Annotated in this window: 23 protein-coding genes and 1 pseudogene; all 24 read left to right on the top strand. The window is 32.6% G+C overall.

What is annotated here, in order from left to right; all coding sequences use genetic code 11:
- Nucleotides 1-132: 132 nt before the first annotated feature.
- The gene (locus tag ACOX6R_RS04310; protein WP_433447615.1) at nucleotides 133-2,277 is read left to right on the top strand and encodes a bifunctional metallophosphatase/5'-nucleotidase; all 2,145 of its coding nucleotides are present in this window, start codon (nucleotides 133-135) and stop codon (nucleotides 2,275-2,277) included.
- A gap of 319 nt (nucleotides 2,278-2,596) precedes the next feature.
- Nucleotides 2,597-3,631 carry a heat-inducible transcriptional repressor HrcA gene (hrcA, locus tag ACOX6R_RS04305; protein WP_433447613.1) on the top strand — a complete coding sequence of 345 codons (1,035 nt, stop codon included), beginning with the start codon at nucleotides 2,597-2,599 and terminating at the stop codon, nucleotides 3,629-3,631.
- Nucleotides 3,632-4,162, top strand: coding sequence for a nucleotide exchange factor GrpE (gene grpE / locus ACOX6R_RS04300; protein WP_433447611.1), 531 nt, complete (start codon nucleotides 3,632-3,634; stop codon nucleotides 4,160-4,162).
- 18 nt (nucleotides 4,163-4,180) lie between these two features.
- Nucleotides 4,181-6,001, top strand: coding sequence for a molecular chaperone DnaK (gene dnaK, locus ACOX6R_RS04295; protein WP_433447609.1), 1,821 nt, complete (start codon nucleotides 4,181-4,183; stop codon nucleotides 5,999-6,001).
- Between the two features lie 109 nt (nucleotides 6,002-6,110).
- Nucleotides 6,111-7,238 carry a molecular chaperone DnaJ gene (dnaJ, locus tag ACOX6R_RS04290; protein ID WP_433447606.1) on the top strand — a complete coding sequence of 376 codons (1,128 nt, stop codon included), beginning with the start codon at nucleotides 6,111-6,113 and terminating at the stop codon, nucleotides 7,236-7,238.
- 150 nt (nucleotides 7,239-7,388) lie between these two features.
- A complete protein-coding gene (gene prmA / locus ACOX6R_RS04285; RefSeq protein ID WP_433447604.1) occupies nucleotides 7,389-8,297 on the top strand; it encodes a 50S ribosomal protein L11 methyltransferase in 909 nt (302 codons plus the stop codon).
- Nucleotides 8,290-8,985 carry an RsmE family RNA methyltransferase gene (locus tag ACOX6R_RS04280; protein ID WP_433447601.1) on the top strand — a complete coding sequence of 232 codons (696 nt, stop codon included), beginning with the start codon at nucleotides 8,290-8,292 and terminating at the stop codon, nucleotides 8,983-8,985. Before prmA ends, ACOX6R_RS04280 begins: the two co-directional genes overlap by 8 nt.
- Nucleotides 8,978-10,270 (top strand): tRNA (N(6)-L-threonylcarbamoyladenosine(37)-C(2))-methylthiotransferase MtaB, encoded by a 1,293-nt coding sequence (gene mtaB, locus ACOX6R_RS04275; RefSeq protein WP_433447617.1) that lies wholly within the window; start codon nucleotides 8,978-8,980, stop codon nucleotides 10,268-10,270. Before ACOX6R_RS04280 ends, mtaB begins: the two co-directional genes overlap by 8 nt.
- Before the next feature lie 7 nt (nucleotides 10,271-10,277).
- A complete protein-coding gene (locus ACOX6R_RS04270; protein WP_433447599.1) occupies nucleotides 10,278-10,667 on the top strand; it encodes a DUF1284 domain-containing protein in 390 nt (129 codons plus the stop codon).
- A 2-nt stretch (nucleotides 10,668-10,669) separates the two neighbouring features.
- Complete coding sequence (locus tag ACOX6R_RS04265; protein WP_433447597.1) at nucleotides 10,670-11,008, top strand: histidine triad nucleotide-binding protein; 339 nt, start codon at nucleotides 10,670-10,672, stop codon at nucleotides 11,006-11,008.
- A gap of 358 nt (nucleotides 11,009-11,366) precedes the next feature.
- Nucleotides 11,367-11,543 (top strand): annotated as a pseudogene (locus tag ACOX6R_RS04260) (stalk domain-containing protein); the annotation flags it as partial.
- Nucleotides 11,544-11,618: 75 nt separating this feature from the next.
- Nucleotides 11,619-11,837 carry a hypothetical protein gene (locus tag ACOX6R_RS04255; RefSeq protein ID WP_433447595.1) on the top strand — a complete coding sequence of 73 codons (219 nt, stop codon included), beginning with the start codon at nucleotides 11,619-11,621 and terminating at the stop codon, nucleotides 11,835-11,837.
- Nucleotides 11,838-11,873: 36 nt separating this feature from the next.
- Nucleotides 11,874-12,020 (top strand): hypothetical protein, encoded by a 147-nt coding sequence (locus ACOX6R_RS04250; protein ID WP_433447592.1) that lies wholly within the window; start codon nucleotides 11,874-11,876, stop codon nucleotides 12,018-12,020.
- A 133-nt stretch (nucleotides 12,021-12,153) separates the two neighbouring features.
- Complete coding sequence (gene rpsU, locus ACOX6R_RS04245; RefSeq protein ID WP_433447590.1) at nucleotides 12,154-12,333, top strand: 30S ribosomal protein S21; 180 nt, start codon at nucleotides 12,154-12,156, stop codon at nucleotides 12,331-12,333.
- A gap of 11 nt (nucleotides 12,334-12,344) precedes the next feature.
- Nucleotides 12,345-12,788, top strand: coding sequence for a GatB/YqeY domain-containing protein (locus tag ACOX6R_RS04240; protein WP_433447588.1), 444 nt, complete (start codon nucleotides 12,345-12,347; stop codon nucleotides 12,786-12,788).
- Nucleotides 12,789-12,897: 109 nt separating this feature from the next.
- On the top strand, nucleotides 12,898-13,623 hold the full coding sequence (locus ACOX6R_RS04235) for an NfeD family protein (RefSeq protein ID WP_433447586.1): 726 nt from the start codon (nucleotides 12,898-12,900) through the stop codon (nucleotides 13,621-13,623).
- 8 nt (nucleotides 13,624-13,631) lie between these two features.
- Complete coding sequence (floA, locus tag ACOX6R_RS04230; protein ID WP_433447583.1) at nucleotides 13,632-14,618, top strand: flotillin-like protein FloA; 987 nt, start codon at nucleotides 13,632-13,634, stop codon at nucleotides 14,616-14,618.
- Entirely contained in the window at nucleotides 14,615-15,133 is a 519-nt protein-coding gene (locus ACOX6R_RS04225; RefSeq protein WP_433447581.1) for a hypothetical protein, read from the top strand. The genes floA and ACOX6R_RS04225 overlap by 4 nt, the downstream gene beginning before the upstream one ends.
- An 88-nt stretch (nucleotides 15,134-15,221) precedes the next feature.
- Nucleotides 15,222-16,229 (top strand): PhoH family protein, encoded by a 1,008-nt coding sequence (locus tag ACOX6R_RS04220; protein WP_433447578.1) that lies wholly within the window; start codon nucleotides 15,222-15,224, stop codon nucleotides 16,227-16,229.
- Nucleotides 16,229-16,675, top strand: a complete 447-nt coding sequence (gene ybeY / locus ACOX6R_RS04215; protein ID WP_433447576.1) for an rRNA maturation RNase YbeY — start codon at nucleotides 16,229-16,231, stop codon at nucleotides 16,673-16,675. Before ACOX6R_RS04220 ends, ybeY begins: the two co-directional genes overlap by 1 nt.
- An 8-nt stretch (nucleotides 16,676-16,683) precedes the next feature.
- Nucleotides 16,684-17,391 carry a diacylglycerol kinase gene (locus ACOX6R_RS04210; RefSeq protein WP_433447575.1) on the top strand — a complete coding sequence of 236 codons (708 nt, stop codon included), beginning with the start codon at nucleotides 16,684-16,686 and terminating at the stop codon, nucleotides 17,389-17,391.
- Nucleotides 17,392-17,790, top strand: coding sequence for a cytidine deaminase (gene cdd / locus ACOX6R_RS04205; RefSeq protein ID WP_433447573.1), 399 nt, complete (start codon nucleotides 17,392-17,394; stop codon nucleotides 17,788-17,790). It abuts the gene before it with no gap.
- A 2-nt stretch (nucleotides 17,791-17,792) separates the two neighbouring features.
- Nucleotides 17,793-18,695 (top strand): GTPase Era, encoded by a 903-nt coding sequence (era, locus tag ACOX6R_RS04200; protein WP_433447570.1) that lies wholly within the window; start codon nucleotides 17,793-17,795, stop codon nucleotides 18,693-18,695.
- Nucleotides 18,682-19,224: DNA repair protein RecO (gene recO, locus ACOX6R_RS04195; RefSeq protein ID WP_433447568.1), on the top strand; the 543-nt coding region annotated here is incomplete at its 3' end. The genes era and recO, both read left to right, overlap by 14 nt.

The raw sequence follows: 19,224 nt of genomic DNA, 5'->3' as shown, positions 1-19,224 counted from the left end.
TAATGAAGATAGAATAACTACTACTCTAACATTAAAAATCTATCATAAAGAGGCGTTATTAATTTACCATAATAATACTTAAAATTATTTATAAATATGATATTATATATTCATACAATAAAGGAGGTTTTTATGAATAAACACAGTAAAAAGTATTTGTCTTTGTTATTAGCACTTATTTTAATGCTAAGCACATTCCAAGGAGTCTTTGCAAGTGAAGAGAAACTTGACTCTACTGAGACTTTGCAACAATTGGAATTACTTGATAAAGACAACAGCGAAGAAACATTAAACGCACCTCTTAAGAGATCTGAAGGTCTTACAATGGTGCTAAAAGCTCTTGGATATTCTCAAGAACTATCAGAAAGCGAAGAATATGTAAAATTAAATCCATTTAAAGACGTACCTCAATGGTTTAAAGGTTACGCTGGACTTGGATTTGATTTAAACATCACAAATGGAAAGTCAGAAGATAAGTTTGATCCTAATTCAGATTTAAGCAAGAAAGAATTTATTTCATTCATATTAAGAGGACTATCTTATGACACTAAAATAGCTTATGGCGAAGCAGATAAAATTTCTAAAGAACTTGGAATTCTTGGAAAAGATGACGACATTAATTCAAGTATTACAAAAAGAGAAGCAACTGAGTATATAGTTAATGCACTAAGCGCAGAAATAAATGACAACACTGGTTATACTCTTGGTGAACTACTTGCTAAAAAGGGAGTATTTTCTGCAGAAAAAGCTAAAGAAATGGGAGTAAAATTTGGTGAAGTAAAAGATGACGAAATTCACATTCTATATTTTAACGACTTCCACGGAAATGTTGCAGAAGAAACAACTGGCAAGAAGAGAAACATGGGCATGGCAAAAATGGTTGGATATGTAAATGCTTTTAAAGAAAAACATCCAAACACAATAGTTCTATCTGGTGGAGACAGCTACCAAGGTACAAGTGATTCAAACTTAACATACGGAAAACCAGTTACTGAAATGATGAAGGGCATGGGAGTACTTGCATCTGCAGTTGGAAATCATGAATTTGACTGGGGCGCAGAAAAAATAGAAAATTGGAGCAAAGATGGAAACTTCACATTCCTTGCTTCTAACATCTACGATAAAAAAACTAACGAACCAGTAAGCTGGGCAAAACCATATATAATTACAGAAGAAAATAATTTAAAAATAGCTTTTATAGGACTTGCACATCCAGAAACTTCAACTCTAACAAAAGCTCAATATATTGAAGGATTTGAATTTAAAGATCCAATTGAATCAGCTAAGTACTGGGTTGACTTTTTAAATGAAGGAAAAGCAGAAGAAGGAAAACCTGATGTAATTATTGCACTAACCCACTTAGATTCTAACCAAGACGAAAAGTCAAATGAAATAAAAGGAACTGCAGCAGATGTTGCAAAAAATGTTAGTGGACTTGACGCAATTCTTTCAGCTCACTCTCACATGACAGTAAGTGGAAAAGTAAATGATGTTGCTATTATGCAAACTTTTTATTCTGGACGCGCTATAGGCGATATGAAAATTACTAAGAGTGACGACAAGGCAGCAATTGATACAAGAGTTCTACAAGGAAATCTAATAAAGAATAATATTATAAAAGATGCAGCAGCTGAAAAATCATTTAATGATTTACAAGAAGAATTAAAACCAATTAAGAGCAATGTATTGGGTGAAGCAACTGCTGAATTTACTCACGACAGAGACTCAAAGGGTTCAAATTCACTTCTAGGATACTGGGCAGCAGAAGTAATGGCAGATAAAACTGAAGCACAAGTAGCAATCCAAAACGGTGGAGGACTTAGAAGAACTTTAGACAAAGGTCAAATAACAATGGGAGATCTTTACGAAATTATGCCATTCGACAACTACCTTGTAGTTATGGACCTACCAGGAAAAGATTTAATAAAAGCAATTGATCACGGAATCAATATGCCAAAGACAACTGATGGAGACTTTAGTGGACTATATGTAGAGTATGACAAAACAAAACCTTATGGTGAACAAATCACAAAGATTACTCTATCTGATGGAACACCAATTGATGAAAACAAAACTTATAGAGTTGTAGTAAATGACTTTATGTTTACTGGTGGAGACGGTTATGACTTCTCAAATGCTACTAATGTAGATGAGACTTATATTCCAGTAAGAGATGTATTAGTTGAAAGAATTAAGAAGGACAAAACTATTACACCAAAGCCAATTGATTATATTAAAGAAGTTTCAGCAGCAGCTGAAATGCCAAAAGCAGCATAAAATAAAAAGATGTTGTAAAGCACTGCGCTTTGCAGCATCTTTTTTTTACATAATTACGCCTCTTTTAAGAATAATTTATAGTGAGGGGAGTATTTACAAAAAAACTTTAATATAAAGATAAACTTTATTTAAAATTTGTTTTACTGCTTCATTAAATTTAAAGAAACACTTAAATGAGAAAATAAAAAATAAATTTTTAGCCAATGAGCGGATTAAAACTTAAAATTTTTAGAAAAAGCCTTGACAAAAGTGTATAAATCAATTAACATATAATTGTACTAGCACTCAAGGTGAACGAGTGCTAATAAAGGAGGAGATTATGGACAGCAGGAAAATTAACATTTTAAACGCTATTATAGAAGCATATATCGATATGCCTGTTCCTGTTGGGTCACGAACTTTGTCAAAGGATTATAACTTGGGAGTTAGTTCGGCTACCATAAGAAATGAGATGGCAGATCTTGAAGATTTAGGTTTTTTGAATAAGCCTCATCAATCTGCGGGAAGAGTTCCATCTAACAAAGCTTACAGGTTCTATGTCGATGAATTCTACGATAACTTTATGCCTTATGAAAATAAAAAGTTTTCTGAGCAAATTAAAAATCAGTTAATGGGGATTTCAAACAGCATAGAAGAATTTTACAAAAATACTGTAAATCTTTTGGCAGAAATGACTAATTGCACATCTTACTTGGTAACTCCTCAAAAACCTGATAGGACAATAAAAAGACTTACTCTTGTAAAGATAGACAAATTTACAGCTGTGTTAATCCTAGTTGGAGATAAGGGAGTTGTAGAGAGACATTTACTTGAGATACATGATATAGATGAAGAAGATTTACTATATATTGAAAAGATTTTAAATGAAAATATTTGTGGGCTCGATTTTGAAAAGATTGAGTCATTAAAGATTACTCTTTCTATGGGTATGGCAAAATATGGAAAATTAATTTCAGACATCATAAACCTAGTTAGAGTATTTAACAAAAAGGTCTCTGCAATCGAAATTTATTATGATGGACTTACAAACATTTTAAATTTTGATGAATATAAAGATTTAGATAGGGCTCGGGAGTTTATGAGTCTTATAGAAGACAGAGACTCACTACTTGAAATTCTAAGTGATGATTTATCGCCAGATAGAATTGATGTAATAATTGGTGACGAAAACGAGGCAGAACTTATGAAGAGATATACAATCATAAGAGCACCTTTCATGTCGTCTTATAAAATATTGGGAAGCCTCGGCATTATCGGACCAGTAAGGATTGATTATCCTGAAATTTTAAAAACTGTGCAAGTTTTCAGTGATGGTGTACAGAGGGCTTTAGTAGAAATGCAAAGAGGTGTTTAGATGGCTAATGAAGATAATATCAAGAAAGATCTGAATGAAGAAAATCTTGAGAATGAAAACATAGAAGAAAATATTGAAAATGAAAATATTGAAAACCAAGAGACAGAGAGTAACAAAGAATACGATGATCTAAAAGACAAGTTCATGAGACTTCAAGCAGACTTCACAAATTTTAAAAGAAGAACTGAGGAAGAAAAGAAAGGTTATATTGAGCTTGGAGTTAGAAAAATCGCAAATGATTTGTTGCCAGTAATTGATAACTTTGATAGAGCAATAGACTCTATAGAAGATAAGGACAGTACTTACGACGGAGTCAAGATGATAAGAGACCAATTAATAGATGTACTTCAAAAAGAAGGCATCGTAGAGATGAAAGCTCTTGGAGAAGAGTTTGATCCAACTTATCATCACGCAGTTTTAACAGAAGACAGTGACGAATATGATTCTGGCGTAGTAATTGAAGTATTGCAAAAAGGTTATTTAATAGATGAAAAAACACTAAGACCAGCAATGGTTAAAGTATCTCAATAATTTTAGGAGGAATATATTATGGGAAAAATAATAGGAATTGACTTAGGAACTACAAACTCTGCAGTAGCAGTTATGGAAGGCGGAGACGCTGTAATAATACCAAATATTGAAGGTAATAGAACTACTCCATCTGTTGTAGCTTTTACAAAAGATGGCGAAAGACTTGTAGGTGAAACTGCAAAAAGACAAGCAATCACAAACCCAGAAAGAACTGTTCAATCTATAAAAAGACATATGGGTAGCGATTATGAAATAAAAATTGATGGCAAAACTTACACTCCACAAGATATTTCAGCAATGATTTTACAAAAATTAAAATCAGATGCAGAATCTTATTTAGGAGAAAAAATCACAGAAGCAGTTATCACTGTTCCAGCTTACTTTACAGATGCTCAAAGACAAGCTACTAAAGACGCAGGAAGAATTGCAGGACTTGATGTTAAGAGAATCGTAAACGAACCAACTGCAGCAGCACTTGCTTATGGTGAAGATAAAGATGCAGGAGTTCAAACAGTTATGGTTTATGACTTGGGTGGAGGAACATTTGACGTTTCTATCCTAGAACTTTCTGATGGTGTATTTGAAGTTCATTCTACTAGAGGTAACAACAAACTTGGTGGAGATGACTTTGACAATAAATTAATCGACTATATTGCTGAAGAATTCAAAAAAGAAAATGGCATTGATCTAAAAGCTGACAAGATGAGCTTACAAAGACTTAAAGAAGCAGCAGAAAAAGCTAAAAAAGAATTATCTTCTACAATGTCAACAAATATTAACTTGCCATTTATAACAGCAAGTCAATCTGGTCCACTACACCTTAACATGGACATCACTCGTGCTAAATTTGATGAACTTACTCAAGACTTAGTTAAAATGACTGAAGGACCTGTTAAGGATGCATTAAAAGACGCTGGACTTACAGCAAATGACATTGACAAAGTTCTTCTAGTTGGTGGTTCTACAAGAATTCCAGCAATTCAAGAATGCATTAAGAAATTAACAGGAAAACAACCACAAAAAGATATTAACCCAGATGAATGTGTAGCTCTTGGTGCTGCTATTCAAGGTGGTGTATTATCAGGTGATGTAAAAGACTTATTACTACTTGATGTAACTCCACTTTCTCTAGGAATTGAAACTATGGGTAATATTACAACTAGATTAATCGAAAGAAATACTACTATTCCAACTAAAAAGTCTCAAATATTTACAACAGCTGCCGACAATCAAACTTCTGTAGAAATTCACGTTCTACAAGGTGAAAGACAAATGGCAAAAGACAATATCACTTTAGGTAGATTTAACCTTGATGGAATTGCTCCAGCAAGAAGAGGAATACCTCAAATCGAAGTAACATTCGATATAGACGCCAACGGTATTGTAAATGTAAGTGCAAAAGATTTAGGAACTGGTAAAGAACAACACATCACTATTACTTCTTCAACTAACCTAAGCGAAGATGAAATAGAACAAAAAGTTAAAGAAGCAGAAATGTATGCAAAAGAAGATGAAAAGAAAAAAGAACTCATCGAAGCTAAAAACAATGCTGACTCAATAATTTATCAATCTGAAAACACATTAAAAGATGTTGAAGGAAAGATTTCTGATGACGATAAACACAAAATCGAATCAGCTATTGAAGATTTAAAATCTGTTAAAGACTCTGAAAATGTTGAAGAAATTAAAGACAAGACAGAAAAATTAACACAAGCTTTCTATGCAATTTCTGAACAAATTTATAAAAATTCACAAGAAGGGCAAGCTTCAAGTGAAGGCGGACAAAACGATGATGTAGTTGATGCAGATTACGAAGTTGTAGATGACGACGAAGAATAATTATTAATTAAATAGAAAATGTTGCAGGGGATTTTCCCTTGCAATATTTTTTTGCACTTTATTTTTGTCATATTATGTATTAAAATATAAGTTCGATTTGGGGTGAATAATGAGAGATTTTTATGAAATTTTGGGCGTAGATAAAAAAGCTCAGTTAAATGAAATAAAAAGTGCATATAAGAAATTAGCAAAGAAATATCACCCGGACTTAAACCCAGGTGATAAAGAGGCCGAAGCAAAGTTTAAGGAAGTTTCTTATGCCTATGAAGTGTTGTCTGATGAAAAGAAAAGACAAATTTATGATACCTATGGTGAAGATGGACTAAATGGAAATGTGGGAGGAAGCCAAGGTTTTGGTGGTTTCTCTGACATATTTGATGATATCTTTGACATTTTTGGTGGATCGTCAAGAAGTTCTAGGTATAGTTATGGCGACGCAAAAGATATTCCACAAAAGGGAGCTGACTTGCGAGTTGAAGTTTCTTTGGAATTTTTCGAAGCGATATTTGGTACTGAAAAGGAAATTTCAGTTAAAATTGACGAAGAGTGTTCACATTGCCATGGCGAAAAAATGGAACCTGGAACTAGTAAACACACTTGTGAAAAATGTAATGGAACTGGACAAGTTAGCAGTGCGCAAAACACTCCTTTTGGAAGATTTGTAAGGACGTCAACTTGCGATGAATGTCACGGTACTGGAGAGATAATCGAAGAGCCATGTAAAGTGTGTCACGGAAAAGGCAAGGTAAGTAAGACTAAAAAAGTTAAAGTCAAAATACCTGCAGGAGTTGATTCTGGAAATATAATTCCTCTTATTGAACAAGGTTCTGTTGGTGAAAACGGAGGACCAAAGGGAGATATTTACGTATATATTAGAGTAAAATCTGATCCAGTGTTTAAGAGAGAGGGAAATGATATTTATATAAATATTCCAATATCATATCCTGATGCAGTTTTGGGCGCAAAGATAAAAGTTCCAACTCTTAAAAAACTTGTGGACTACGAGATACCAAAGGGAACACAAGGTGGCACTGTCTTTAAACTAAAAGGTGAGGGAGTTCCTTATGTTAATAGAGAAAACAAAAAGGGAGATCTCTACTTCAAGGTGAATATAATTATTCCAAAAGAAGTTACTAAAGACCAAAGAGAACTTTTAGAACAGCTTCGCGACAAGGAACCAGAAGTCACAGAAAACAAAAAATCATTTTTGGATAAATTGAAAGATTTGTTCGACTAATTTTAAACCTAAATGTGAGTATTAGCTTGCCTTTAGGTTTTTTTATTTAACTTAGAAGGATTAAACTTAAAAGACTTAAGATATCTTGTGTTTGGGATTTTAAATTGTATAAAAAATTTTATTAATATATAATAAGTTCAGGTGATAAAAATGAAATATATTGAGCTTGATATAAAAACTTTAAATAAAAACAAGAATGAACTGTTGGGAATTTTATACGATTTTGATATCTATACAATTGAAGAAATATCAGAAAATATTATTGATGAGTTGGAACAAGACGAGAGAGATTGGGACTTTATTGATTATCCGCTCCTAGATGTTCACGGCGAAGAATTAATTTTAAAAACTTATCCCGAAGATTTAGAAGAAGCAGAGAAAATAAAAACTACAATTGAGGATAAAGACCTGGGAGAATGTAGCATCTATGAAAAAGATGACGAGGACTGGGCAAATAATTGGAAGAAATATTATAAACCTTTAGAAATTGGAGATAAAATTGCAATAGTTCCAATGTGGGAAGAGTATGAAAATAAAGAAAATCGTCACGAGATAATAATAAATCCGGGCATGGCATTTGGAACAGGTACTCACGAATCTACTTACATGTGCATTGAGATGCTAGAAAAATATGTAAAAGAAAATGATACTATTTTTGATATAGGATGTGGCTCAGGAATTTTGGCGATAGCTTCTCTTAAACTTGGTGCAAAGAAAGCTCTTGCTGTTGATATTGATGATAAATGTATTGATGCGACTTTAGAAAATGCCAAATTAAATAATGTAGAAGAAAAAGTTGACGTAAAAAAAGGAAATCTACTTGATGTTGTAAAGGGCGATGCAGACCTTATAGTTTCAAATATTATTGCAGAGATAATAGTTGATGAAATTAAAAACTTAAGCAGTCATCTAAATGACGGCGGAATATTTATCTCATCAGGAATTATAACTGAAAGAAGAGACATGGTTGTTGATGCTCTAAAAGAAAATGGATTTGAAATCATTGATGAAAAAACTAAAAATAATTGGGTGGCAATTGTAGGTAAGTTAAATGTTTAGATTTTTTGAAAATAGAAATTTTGACGAAGACACAAGCTTAAATGAAGAAAATCTTCATCATCTTAAAAATGTTATAAGAATAAACGATGGTGAGGAGTTTCAGGTAGTCTTTAACGATGGAATTTTTGCCTTTGAAATGCAAGATGATAAAATTATTAAAAAATATGAAATCAAAGAATCAAATGAGCCAAATGTAAGACTTTCTCTATTTTTTGGAATTTTAAAGGGAAGCAAAAACGAAGATGTTCTAAAGCATGCAACTGAAATTGGAGTAACTGATTTTTATCCGGTTTTAATGGATAGATCTATTTCAGATTTTTCTAAAAAGATGGACAAAAAGCGCGAAAGATTTCAAAAAATTGTAGAGTCTGCTGCAAAACAATCAAAAAGAGATATTGTACCAATTGTGCACGACATGGTTAAGAGCGAAGATATTATAAAATTTGATGGAGATTTAGTAATTTGTTACGAGGACGAAAGAAAAGTCCAGCTTGGCGAAATTATTAAAAATCTTTCGAATAATATCGGCCTTGTTGTTGGACCAGAGGGCGGACTCAGTGATAGAGAGCTTGAAATTTATAAAGACGCTTACAAGGTAGGACTTGGCAAGAGAATTTTAAGAGCAGAGACTGCAAGTATTGTTGTAGCTTTTTATATAATACATGGAAAGGAATGTTCAAATGGATAAAACTTTTTCTATACTCACGCTTGGCTGCAAAGTAAATCAGTATGAATCAGAAGCGATGAGTGAGCTATTTGAAAAAGAGGGATATAGACAAGTTGAGAATGAAGATTTTAGTGATGTGTATATTGTAAATACATGCACAGTTACTAATCTTTCAGATAGAAAATCAAGACAATTTATAAGACGTGCAAAGAGACAAAATCCTGATTCAGTCGTTGCTGTTGTAGGTTGCTATTCACAGGTAAGTCCAGATGAAGTAAAAAACATAGAGGGCGTCGATGTGGTAATTGGAACTACAGACAGAAACAAAATTGTCGGTTTAGTTGAAGAAGCTAAAAATGGCGAGAAATTTAATATTGTTAGAGACTTAAAAGATGTAAGGGAGTTTCACAATACAACAAACTTTGACAGCAATAACAGGACTAGAGCTTATATGAAGGTGCAGGACGGATGCAATAGATTTTGCACATACTGCATAATCCCTTACGCACGTGGACCAATTAGGTCAAGAGAAATTGAAGATGCAGTGGAAGAAGCAAGAGCACTTGCATCATCTGGCTTTAAGGAAATAATTCTAACGGGAATTCACATTGGATCTTTTGGAAAAGACAAGGGTGAGAAGAGGCTAATTGATTTAATTGAAGCAATTGCAGAAGTAGAAGGAATTGAGAGAATAAGACTTTCTTCAGTAGAACCAAATATTATTGATGAAGACTTTATGAAAAGAGCTGTTAAAACAGGAAAGCTTTGTGATCACTTCCACTTGTCTCTTCAAAGCGGTTCAAATAATATATTAAAAGCCATGAATAGGCACTACACTCGCGAAGAATACATTGAAAAGACAAAGATTATTAGAAAATACATGCCTATGGCAGGACTAACTACAGATATAATTGTAGGTTTTCCAGGCGAAACAGAAGAGGACTTCAATGACTCAGTTTCAATTGTTGAAGAAGTAGGATTTTCAAAAGTGCACGTGTTTAAGTATTCAAAGAGAAAAAATACACCTGCAGCAAAGATGGAAAATCAAGTGGACGGCAACATAAAAAAAGAACGTTCAGAAAAATTAATTCATGTTGAAGAGATGTATCAAAAGAAATTTAAAGAGAAAAACATGAATATGCCAAAATCAGTTTTGTTTGAAGAAAGACATGACGATGAATTTTATGGTTATACGACAAATTATATAAGAGTTAAGGCAAAATCTTCTTTAGATATAACTAATGAAATCAAAAATGTAGAAATTTTAGACACTGAAGAGATTGCGCACTGCAAAATTTTGGATTGAGGTAAATATGTTAAAAATTAGAGCACATCATCTTCTCTGCACGACAAACTTTGTGGGCGAAGGATATAGTGATGACTTTTCCATAAACATGAAAAGAGTAATAGAAGAGCTAAATAAAAATCCTGAGGTAACATTAATAACTGAAGTTGATGATATTTGCACAAAATGTCCCGAAAATCTTGGAGATAAGTGCAAAGACAGCAAAAAAGTAGGAACTTATGATAAAAAAGTTTTGGAAACTTTAAATTTAAATGATAATCAAATTATACATTGGTTTGATGCAAAGAAGCTCGCATGTGATATAATATTTAAAAATGATAGACGAGATGAAATTTGTGGAGATTGTCAGTGGGATAGTCTCTGCAAAGAAGTTGAGGACAAGAGGAGAAGGAGGTAAATTTGGACTGTTTATTTTGTAAAATAATTGCTGGAGAAATTCCATCAGATAAGCTTTATGAAGATGAATATGTTTATGCTTTTAGAGATATCGACCCACAAGCACCGACTCATTTTCTAATCGTTCCAAAAGAGCATATTGCATCGGCAGACGACTTGGAAGAGAAGCATAAGGACTTAATCGGGCACATTTTTTTAGTTGCAAAAGATCTTTGTCGTAAAGAGGGCCTTACAAATGGCTATAGAATTGTTAATAATTGCAAAGAAGATGGCGGTCAGTCAGTAGACCATTTGCACTTCCATGTACTTGGAGGAAGAAGTCTAAATTGGCCACCAGGCTGATAAATTTAATGAAGTCTCTCAGTTAATAATAACTGGGAGATTTTTTAATACAAATATTTTTATCGTGTTGATTTATAATAATGACACCACTATAATTGAACTAATATATAAGCTGGATAAATGAGATATTTAAGGAGATCGAAAACTTAGCATAATAAAAGTGAAATCATTTTCAAAAATTTTTACGCAGCTAAGTCAAAAAACTTATATTTGTTGCAAAAATTAATAGGTCGATTTAATTATCTCATTTCCAAAAGCAGGAGGATTTATGAAAATTTCTAAAAAATTTGCAGTAACTAGTTTAGCAGCAATTTTAGTAGCATCATCAACAGTATATGCTGCAGCGAAATAAGTAAATATTGAAGTTACTTATGACAATGTAAAAATTGTAGTCAATGGAAAAAATGTTAAATTTGGCAAAGACACTTCAGGAAATACAGCTGAACCATTTATCTACAAAGGAGTTACTTATCTGCCAGTTAGAGCTGCAAGTGAAGCGCTAGGAAATGAAGTAGGCTGGGATAATGATACTAAAACAGTTTATATTGGTGAGAATAGCGAAAAACCGCAAAAAGAAAATAAAAATACAGAAAACTTACAAGTTCAAAACATGCCAGATATTTTAAGGCCATATAATTCTGATTACTTCGAGACAGTTGACAGTAAAGATAATATTGGATATGAAATTGCTGGAATAAAGGGTTATTCTGGCTATGGAATGGGGAAACATCAATCTAGAACTGGCTATGGTAAATTTAACTTAGAAGGGAAATATCACCACATAACAGGCAAATTAGGAGCCGATCTAGTTGGAATGGATAAGGTGTGAAATGCTGTAAATATTAAATACTTTGGTGATGACAAGTTGATTAAGGAATATAATTTCCAAACAGGAAATCTTCCTATTGATGTAGATTTAGATGTAACGGGAGTTAAAGATTTTAAAATTGAATTCTCATACACAGGAAGAAATTACGATGTAATTAAGTTTGTGGATGTGAAGATAAAATAAAACTTTTAAAACAATAAAAATCTCAACAATTATTGTTACATTATGAGAAAATATTATTGAAGTTTTACACTTGATGAGATATAATATCTTATATTGCCGAAAGGCTACTCTTTTCTACGAGAGGAGGTTTAAAATGTCCGAGATCAAGGTTGGAGAAAATGAATCTTTAGACAATGCGCTTAAAAGATTCAAAAGACAATGTGCCACAAGTGGCGTTCTTAAAGAAGTAAGAAAAAGAGAACACTACGAAAAACCAAGCGTTAGAAGAAAGAAGAAATCTGAAGAGGCACGCAGAAAAAAACACAGATACTAAGGGGTGTTCTTATGTCTCTAAAAGAGAGACTCATGGCTGATCTTAAAACAGCTATGAAAAATAAAGATAAGCTTCATAAAGATGTTATAACCATGGTTCGTGCAGCAATAAAACAAAAAGAAGTAGACGAGCGAATTGAACTTGGCGATCCTGAAATCATTGACATCATCGCTAAGCAAGTAAAAGAAAAAAGATCATCAATTGAAGAATTTAAAAAGGGAAATAGACAAGATTTAGTTGATCAAACTGAACAAGAAATTGAAATCTTACTTAACTATTTGCCTAAGCAATTATCTGAAGACGAACTTCGCGATATTATTCAAGAGACAATTGATGAAAATGGTATAACTTCAATGAAGGATATTGGAAAATTAATGAAAAATGTAATGCCTAAAGTTAAAGGCAAAGCAGATGGCAACATGGTAAACAAGATTGCCAGAGAAATTTTAAATTAAAACGAAACCTAGGTGTAATGCCTAGGTTTTTTAATTCTCAAAAGATAAGATTAGTCAAAGATTGGGTAAAAATTAAAAAGATAGTGTAAACTATTTAAAGGAGGGCAGTATGAAAGCTCTAAAAAAATTATTTATTTTTTCATTTATTTTGAGTATCAATACAATAAATGTCTTTGCAGAAAATAATATAGGCAAAGCAGCTAGAGGAATATTTTCAAATGAGTATATCTTTACCATATTACTTGTACTTGCGCTTGCAGGTGTGGTATTAGAATTTTTGACTCCAGGCTTTGGACTCGGGGGAGCAATATCACTTGTATCTTTTGGGTTATTCTTCTGGGGAAATTTACTTATGAATAATACTAATTGGTATTCAGTACTTATTTTTGTCATTGGAATACTTTTGCTTGGAATAGAAACTCTTATTCCAGGTTTTGGGATAGCTGGAATAAGTGGTATATGCGCCATGATTGCGGCTATTGTAATGGCAATGAGTGATATTTACTTTGCATTTTTATCCCTATTAATTGCAATAATTATTTCTGCAATGATTGGAACATATTTGTTTAAGCAAGGTAGAGATTCTGAACTAATAAATAAAATGAGATTATTTACAAGCACCACTACAGAGTCTGGATTTGTTTCAAATGATTCTTCTGATGTTCAAATAGGGCAAAAGCTTTTTACTGTGACACCTTTAAGACCCACAGGTTTTGCAAACTTGTCTGATGAAAAAATAGAAGTAATTTCTAATAAAGGATATGTAGCTAAAGGTGTAGAAGTTGTTGTAGTTAGGATCTCTGGATCCAATGTATATGTAGAAGAGGTTAAATAGGAGGTAGTATGAGAATCTTACCAATTGTTGGCGTATTTATTATAGTTGTTTTAATATTGTTATTTTTATCCTTTGTTCCAATTGGACTTTGGATAACAGCTTTTTTCTCAGGTGTTAAAATAAAAATATCTGATTTGATCGGCATGAAGCTTAGAAGAGTAAAGCCATCAAGAATAGTTAGACCAGTAATTAAAGCGACTAAGGCAGGACTTAGTTTAGACATAGCTGAACTAGAGGCACATTACTTAGCAGGTGGTAATGTAAATACACTTGTAGATGCATTAATAGCTGCTCAAAGAGCAAATATTCCACTACAATTTGAACGTGCCGCTGCAATAGATCTTGCAGGAAGAGATGTGCTTGAAGCTGTGCAAGTTTCTGTAAATCCAAAAGTTATAGAAACACCAAATATTTCTGCTGTTGCACAAGATGGTATCGAGGTCATTGTAAAGGCTAAAGTAACTGTTAGAGCAAACATTGACAGACTTGTCGGTGGTGCTGGAGAGCAAACTATTATAGCAAGAGTTGGTGAAGGTATTGTAACAACAGTGGGTTCATCACAAACTTATAAATCTGTTTTGGAAAATCCAGATTCAATATCAAAAGTTGTTTTAGATAAGGGACTAGATTCTGGTACTGCTTTTGAAATTTTATCAATAGATATTGCAGATGTAGATGTTGCTAGAAATATAGGTGCAAGACTTCAAACTGACCAAGCAGAAGCTGACAAGAGAATTTCTGAGGCAAAGGCAAGTGAAAGACGTGCTATGGCACATGCTCGTGAACAAGAAATGAGAGCTGAAGTAGAGGCCATGAGAGCAAAAGTTGTAGAAGCAGAATCACAAGTTCCAATAGCTATGGCAGAGGCTCTAAGAAGTGGCAATATTGGGGTTATGGATTATTATAAACTTAAAAATCTAAACTCCGATACAGATATGAGACAGACTATTGCAAAAGCATCTGATAATAGTAAGAACAAGGGAAATAAAGAATGAGTTTCTCAAACTTTATAAAAATTTTATTTGTTTCATATTTACCAATAATAATATTTATAGTTACTGGTTTAATTTCTGTCTTTAAATCAATAAAAGAGAGCAAAAAGAAAAATATGGACAAATATTGGGAGCAAGATCAAAATCTAGCAAAAAATTATAAAAAAACTATAATCAAAGATGCTTTTAATAAGAAAGATGTTAGGCACAGTGGAGGTTTTAAAAACTTTTCAAAAAGTGCTGATGACATCAAAAGAAATGTAGAGATAAAGAATAAAAATAATAAGCTACAAGATGTTAATGATTATTTAACTGAAGATGAAAAGTCTGAAGCTAAGAAAAAGAAAATTATGGATGAATTAAATTTAAATCAAACACCTCTATCTGAAATTCCATTTTTGGGCGAGGAAGTTTCAAAGAAAGATTTTGAAGATGATTTTTATGATTTTGATAGCGAAAAAGTGGCTGATATTTTTGTTTATAAAGAAATTTTTGATAAGCCTTTGAGCCTTAGATAAATTGATAAATTAGAGCTTACTTTTCACTTCCTATAGAAAAGTAAGCCTTTTTATGATATTATATTAATCACGTTTAGGAGGTATTTATTTGGCGAAATCACAAGCTACGATTGATATTGACGATATAAATTTAATTTCAGTAATATTTGGAAAATTAGACGAAAACATCAATTTAATTGAAAAAGAAATGGGCGTAAGGATAAAATCTGTTGACGGCAGATTAACTATTTTTGGAGACGAAGATAAGGTAGAAGATTCTAAAATTTTACTGGAAAATCTTATCAATTTAGTAAAGAAACAAAAAACTCTAACGACAGCCGATATTAATTATTCTATATCACTCATTAAAAATAATGAGAAGAGGTCGCTACCAGAGCTTTTAAACGAAACTATTGTCTATACCTCAATGGGAAAACCAATAAGACCAAAGACTCTTGGCCAAAAGAGATACATTGACAATATAAACAATAACGACATAGTCTTTGGAATAGGACCTGCAGGTACGGGAAAAACTTATCTTGCCATGGCAGCAGCTGTTAGAGCTTTTAAGGCAAAAGAAGTAAACAGAATTATTTTGACAAGACCGGCTGTAGAGGCTGGGGAAAATCTTGGATTTTTGCCAGGAGACCTTCAAAATAAAGTAGATCCATACTTAAGACCACTTTATGATGCGCTTTTTGAAATACTAGGCCACGACAATTATAACAACTTAGTCGAAAAGGGACTAATCGAAGTTGCACCACTTGCATATATGCGTGGTAGGACTCTCGATAGTGCTTTTGTAATCCTTGATGAGGCGCAAAACACTACAAATGAGCAGATGAAGATGTTTTTAACAAGGCTTGGTTATGGCTCTAAGGCTATTATTACAGGTGATGTTACTCAAATTGACTTGCCACGTGGAAAGCAATCTGGACTTAAAACTGTCCTTAAGATTTTAGCAGGAGTAAAAGGAATAGGAATAACTTATTTAAATAGAAACGATATAGTTAGACACCCTTTAGTTCAAAGAATAATAGAAGCCTACGAAAAATATGAAAAATCAAGAGACAATCAAAAATCATCAAATAGACATTCATCTAAAGAGGGAAAATAATGAAAATTTATTTTGATAATAGACAAGATTTTTTAGATATAACTGATGAGACTCTTAATATAGTCACAAAAACAGTAGAAAAAGTTTTGGAACTAGAAAACTTTGACGATGATGCTGAAGTTTCTGTATCTTTTGTTGGCGATGAAGAGATACAGGAGTTAAATAGAGATTTTAGAGGAGTGGACTCTTCCACTGATGTACTTTCATTTCCAATAGATGATGAGTTTAAAATTTGTGGAAACATTCTTGGCGATGTGATAATTAACATGAAAAGAGTTATGAAGCAGGCAAAAGAATTTGGCCATTCTAATGAGAGAGAACTTTCATATCTTACTTGCCACAGCATTTTGCACCTTTTGGGATACGATCACATTGATGAAGATGATAAGAAAATAATGCGTGAAAAAGAAAAAAATGTAATGTCAGAACTTAAAATTTTTAAATAGGTGATTTTATGAAAAAAGGACGCTTTATTTCATCCTTTAACTATGCAGTCCAAGGGATAATTTCTGTTCTAAAAACCGAAAAGAATATGAAATTTCATTATCTTGCAGCAATTGCAGTAATAATAATTTCACTATTTTTTGATATTTCAAGCACTGAGTTTATGCTTATGTTATTTGCGATTGTGCTTGTTGTGTTTGCAGAGATGATAAACACGGCAATAGAGAGGACAGTCGATTTAGTTGTTCAGGAATACAACCCCATAGCGAAGTATGTAAAGGATGTGGCAGCGGGAGCTGTTCTTATTACTGCGATTAATGCTATTGTAGTTGCTTATCTAGTCTTTTATGACAAATTTGCCTCAATGGGTGATTTGTTATTATTTAAGATAAAAAATGCACCGAACCATTTGGCCTTTGTCTCACTTATTATAGTAATTATTGCAACAGTGGGAGTAAAGTTTGTAATGGCAGAAAAAAATGGAGGAACTTTCTTTCAGGGTGGAGCTTGCAGTGGTCATTCTGCTATAGCTTTTTGTGCGGCAACTATTATTTCAATGCTGGCAGAAAAGTCACTGATAACTCTTTGTGCATTCGGACTTGCATTTCTTGTTGCAGAGTCAAGAGTTGAAGGAAATATTCACAAGACAAGTGAAGTAGTTGTTGGAGCAATACTTGGTATATGTGTTGCAATTTTTGTTTTTAAGGTAGTTGGTTAAATGGAAATAAAAGAACTTATAAAGAAAGCGATAGATGCAAAAAACAATGAAACTTACACTCCATATTCTCATTTTAATGTGGGATGTTGTGTAGAAATGGAAGATGGTTCAATTTATACTGGTGGAAATATTGAAATAGCATCTTACTCTCCAACAAATTGTGCTGAGAGGACTGCCATTTTTAAGGCTGTGTCTGAGGGCAAAAGAGAGATTAAAAAGATTGCAATTACAGGAGATAGTGATTACACTTTTCCGTGCGGAGTTTGCAGACAGGTAATTCGTGAATTTTCAAAAGATCCTGTTATTGTAATTGCCAATAGCACTGATGATTACAAGACTTTTACTATGGAAGAGATCCTGCCACATTCTTTTGGACCGGAAGATTTAAACAAGGAGTAATGATGGAAAATAATAATTTTAAATCGGGTTATGTTTCAATAGTAGGTAGACCAAATGTTGGAAAATCTACTTTACTTAACGAAATAATTGGAGAAAAGATTTCGGCAATTTCTTCAAAGCCTCAAACAACGAGACAAAATATAACATTTATCTACACTGATAGCGAAGCTCAAATAATATTTTTAGATACTCCTGGCATACAAAAACCTAAAAATAAGTTAGGCGAGTATATGTTAGAAGAATCAAAAGCTGGAATAGAAGATGCAGATGTAATCACATATATTGTCGATACATCTAATATAATAGGTAAACAGGAAAGAGTAATTATTGACATTTTAAAAGAATATAAGGACAAGTTGCCAATTATTCTTTTGATAAATAAAATTGACACTGTAAAAAAAGAAGATCTTCTTCAAGTTATTGACATGTATAATAAAGAGGAGATTTTTGATGAAATAATTCCTATTTCTGCGCTTAATGCAGATGGTGTTGATATTTATATAAAGACTGTTAAAGATTATCTTAAAGAAGGGCCAATATTTTATCCTGAAGATATGATTACTGACAGGAACGAGAGATTTATTGCACAGGAGCTAATACGCGAGAAAGCTCTTAAATACTTGCAAGAAGAAGTTCCTCATGGAATAGCAGTTGAAATTGAAAAATTTAAAAAGAGAGAAGAAAAAGATCTCTATGATATTAATGCAATAATTTATGTAGAAAGAGAAAGTCATAAAGGAATTGTAATTGGAAAGAATGGCCAGATGCTTAAAAAAATTGCACAAGAATCTAGAGAATCTATAGAAAATCTTATTGGTTCTCAAGTTAACTTACAAGTTTGGATAAAGGTTGACAAGAATTGGCGAGATAAGGACAATTCGGTAAAGAGATTTGGATACAATTAAAGATTTTACCAGAGGCATTGTCATAAATGAAATGGATTATGGGGACTCTTCTAAAATAATTAGAGTGTTCACAGAAGATTACGGCAAAATACCAATTATGGTAAAGGGAGCAAAGACGAGTAAATCAAAAAATTTGGGAGTATGCCAGATTTTTGGTTTAAATGAATATTTGTTTAGAAAAGGTCAAAGTTTTTATTATATAAATAATGCAAAGATTATAGAATCTAATTTTAAAATAAGAGAGGACCTATTTAACACAATTTATGCCTCTCTTGCTCTTGAAATTGTCGATAAGAGCACACTTGAGAGGGACCCAAATAAAAAGATTTTTGCTCTTCTTGAGAAGACTCTTAATCTATTTAATGACACAAAAGATCCACTGTCTTTAATAATTGCCTTTGAGATAAAGTATTTAAGTTTCTTGGGCTATAGGCCAAATCTTACAATTTATGATTATAATTATTTTTCTATCAAAGAAGGAATAATAAATTATAGAGATGAATTTTCAATTGGAGTATCAAGAGACGAT

Source organism: Peptoniphilus sp. (assembly GCF_050943655.1).
Lineage (GTDB): Bacteria > Bacillota > Clostridia > Tissierellales > Peptoniphilaceae > Peptoniphilus_A.
The sequence above is the reverse complement of the archived record's forward strand: the minus strand, read 5'-3'. Positions and strand labels throughout refer to the sequence as shown.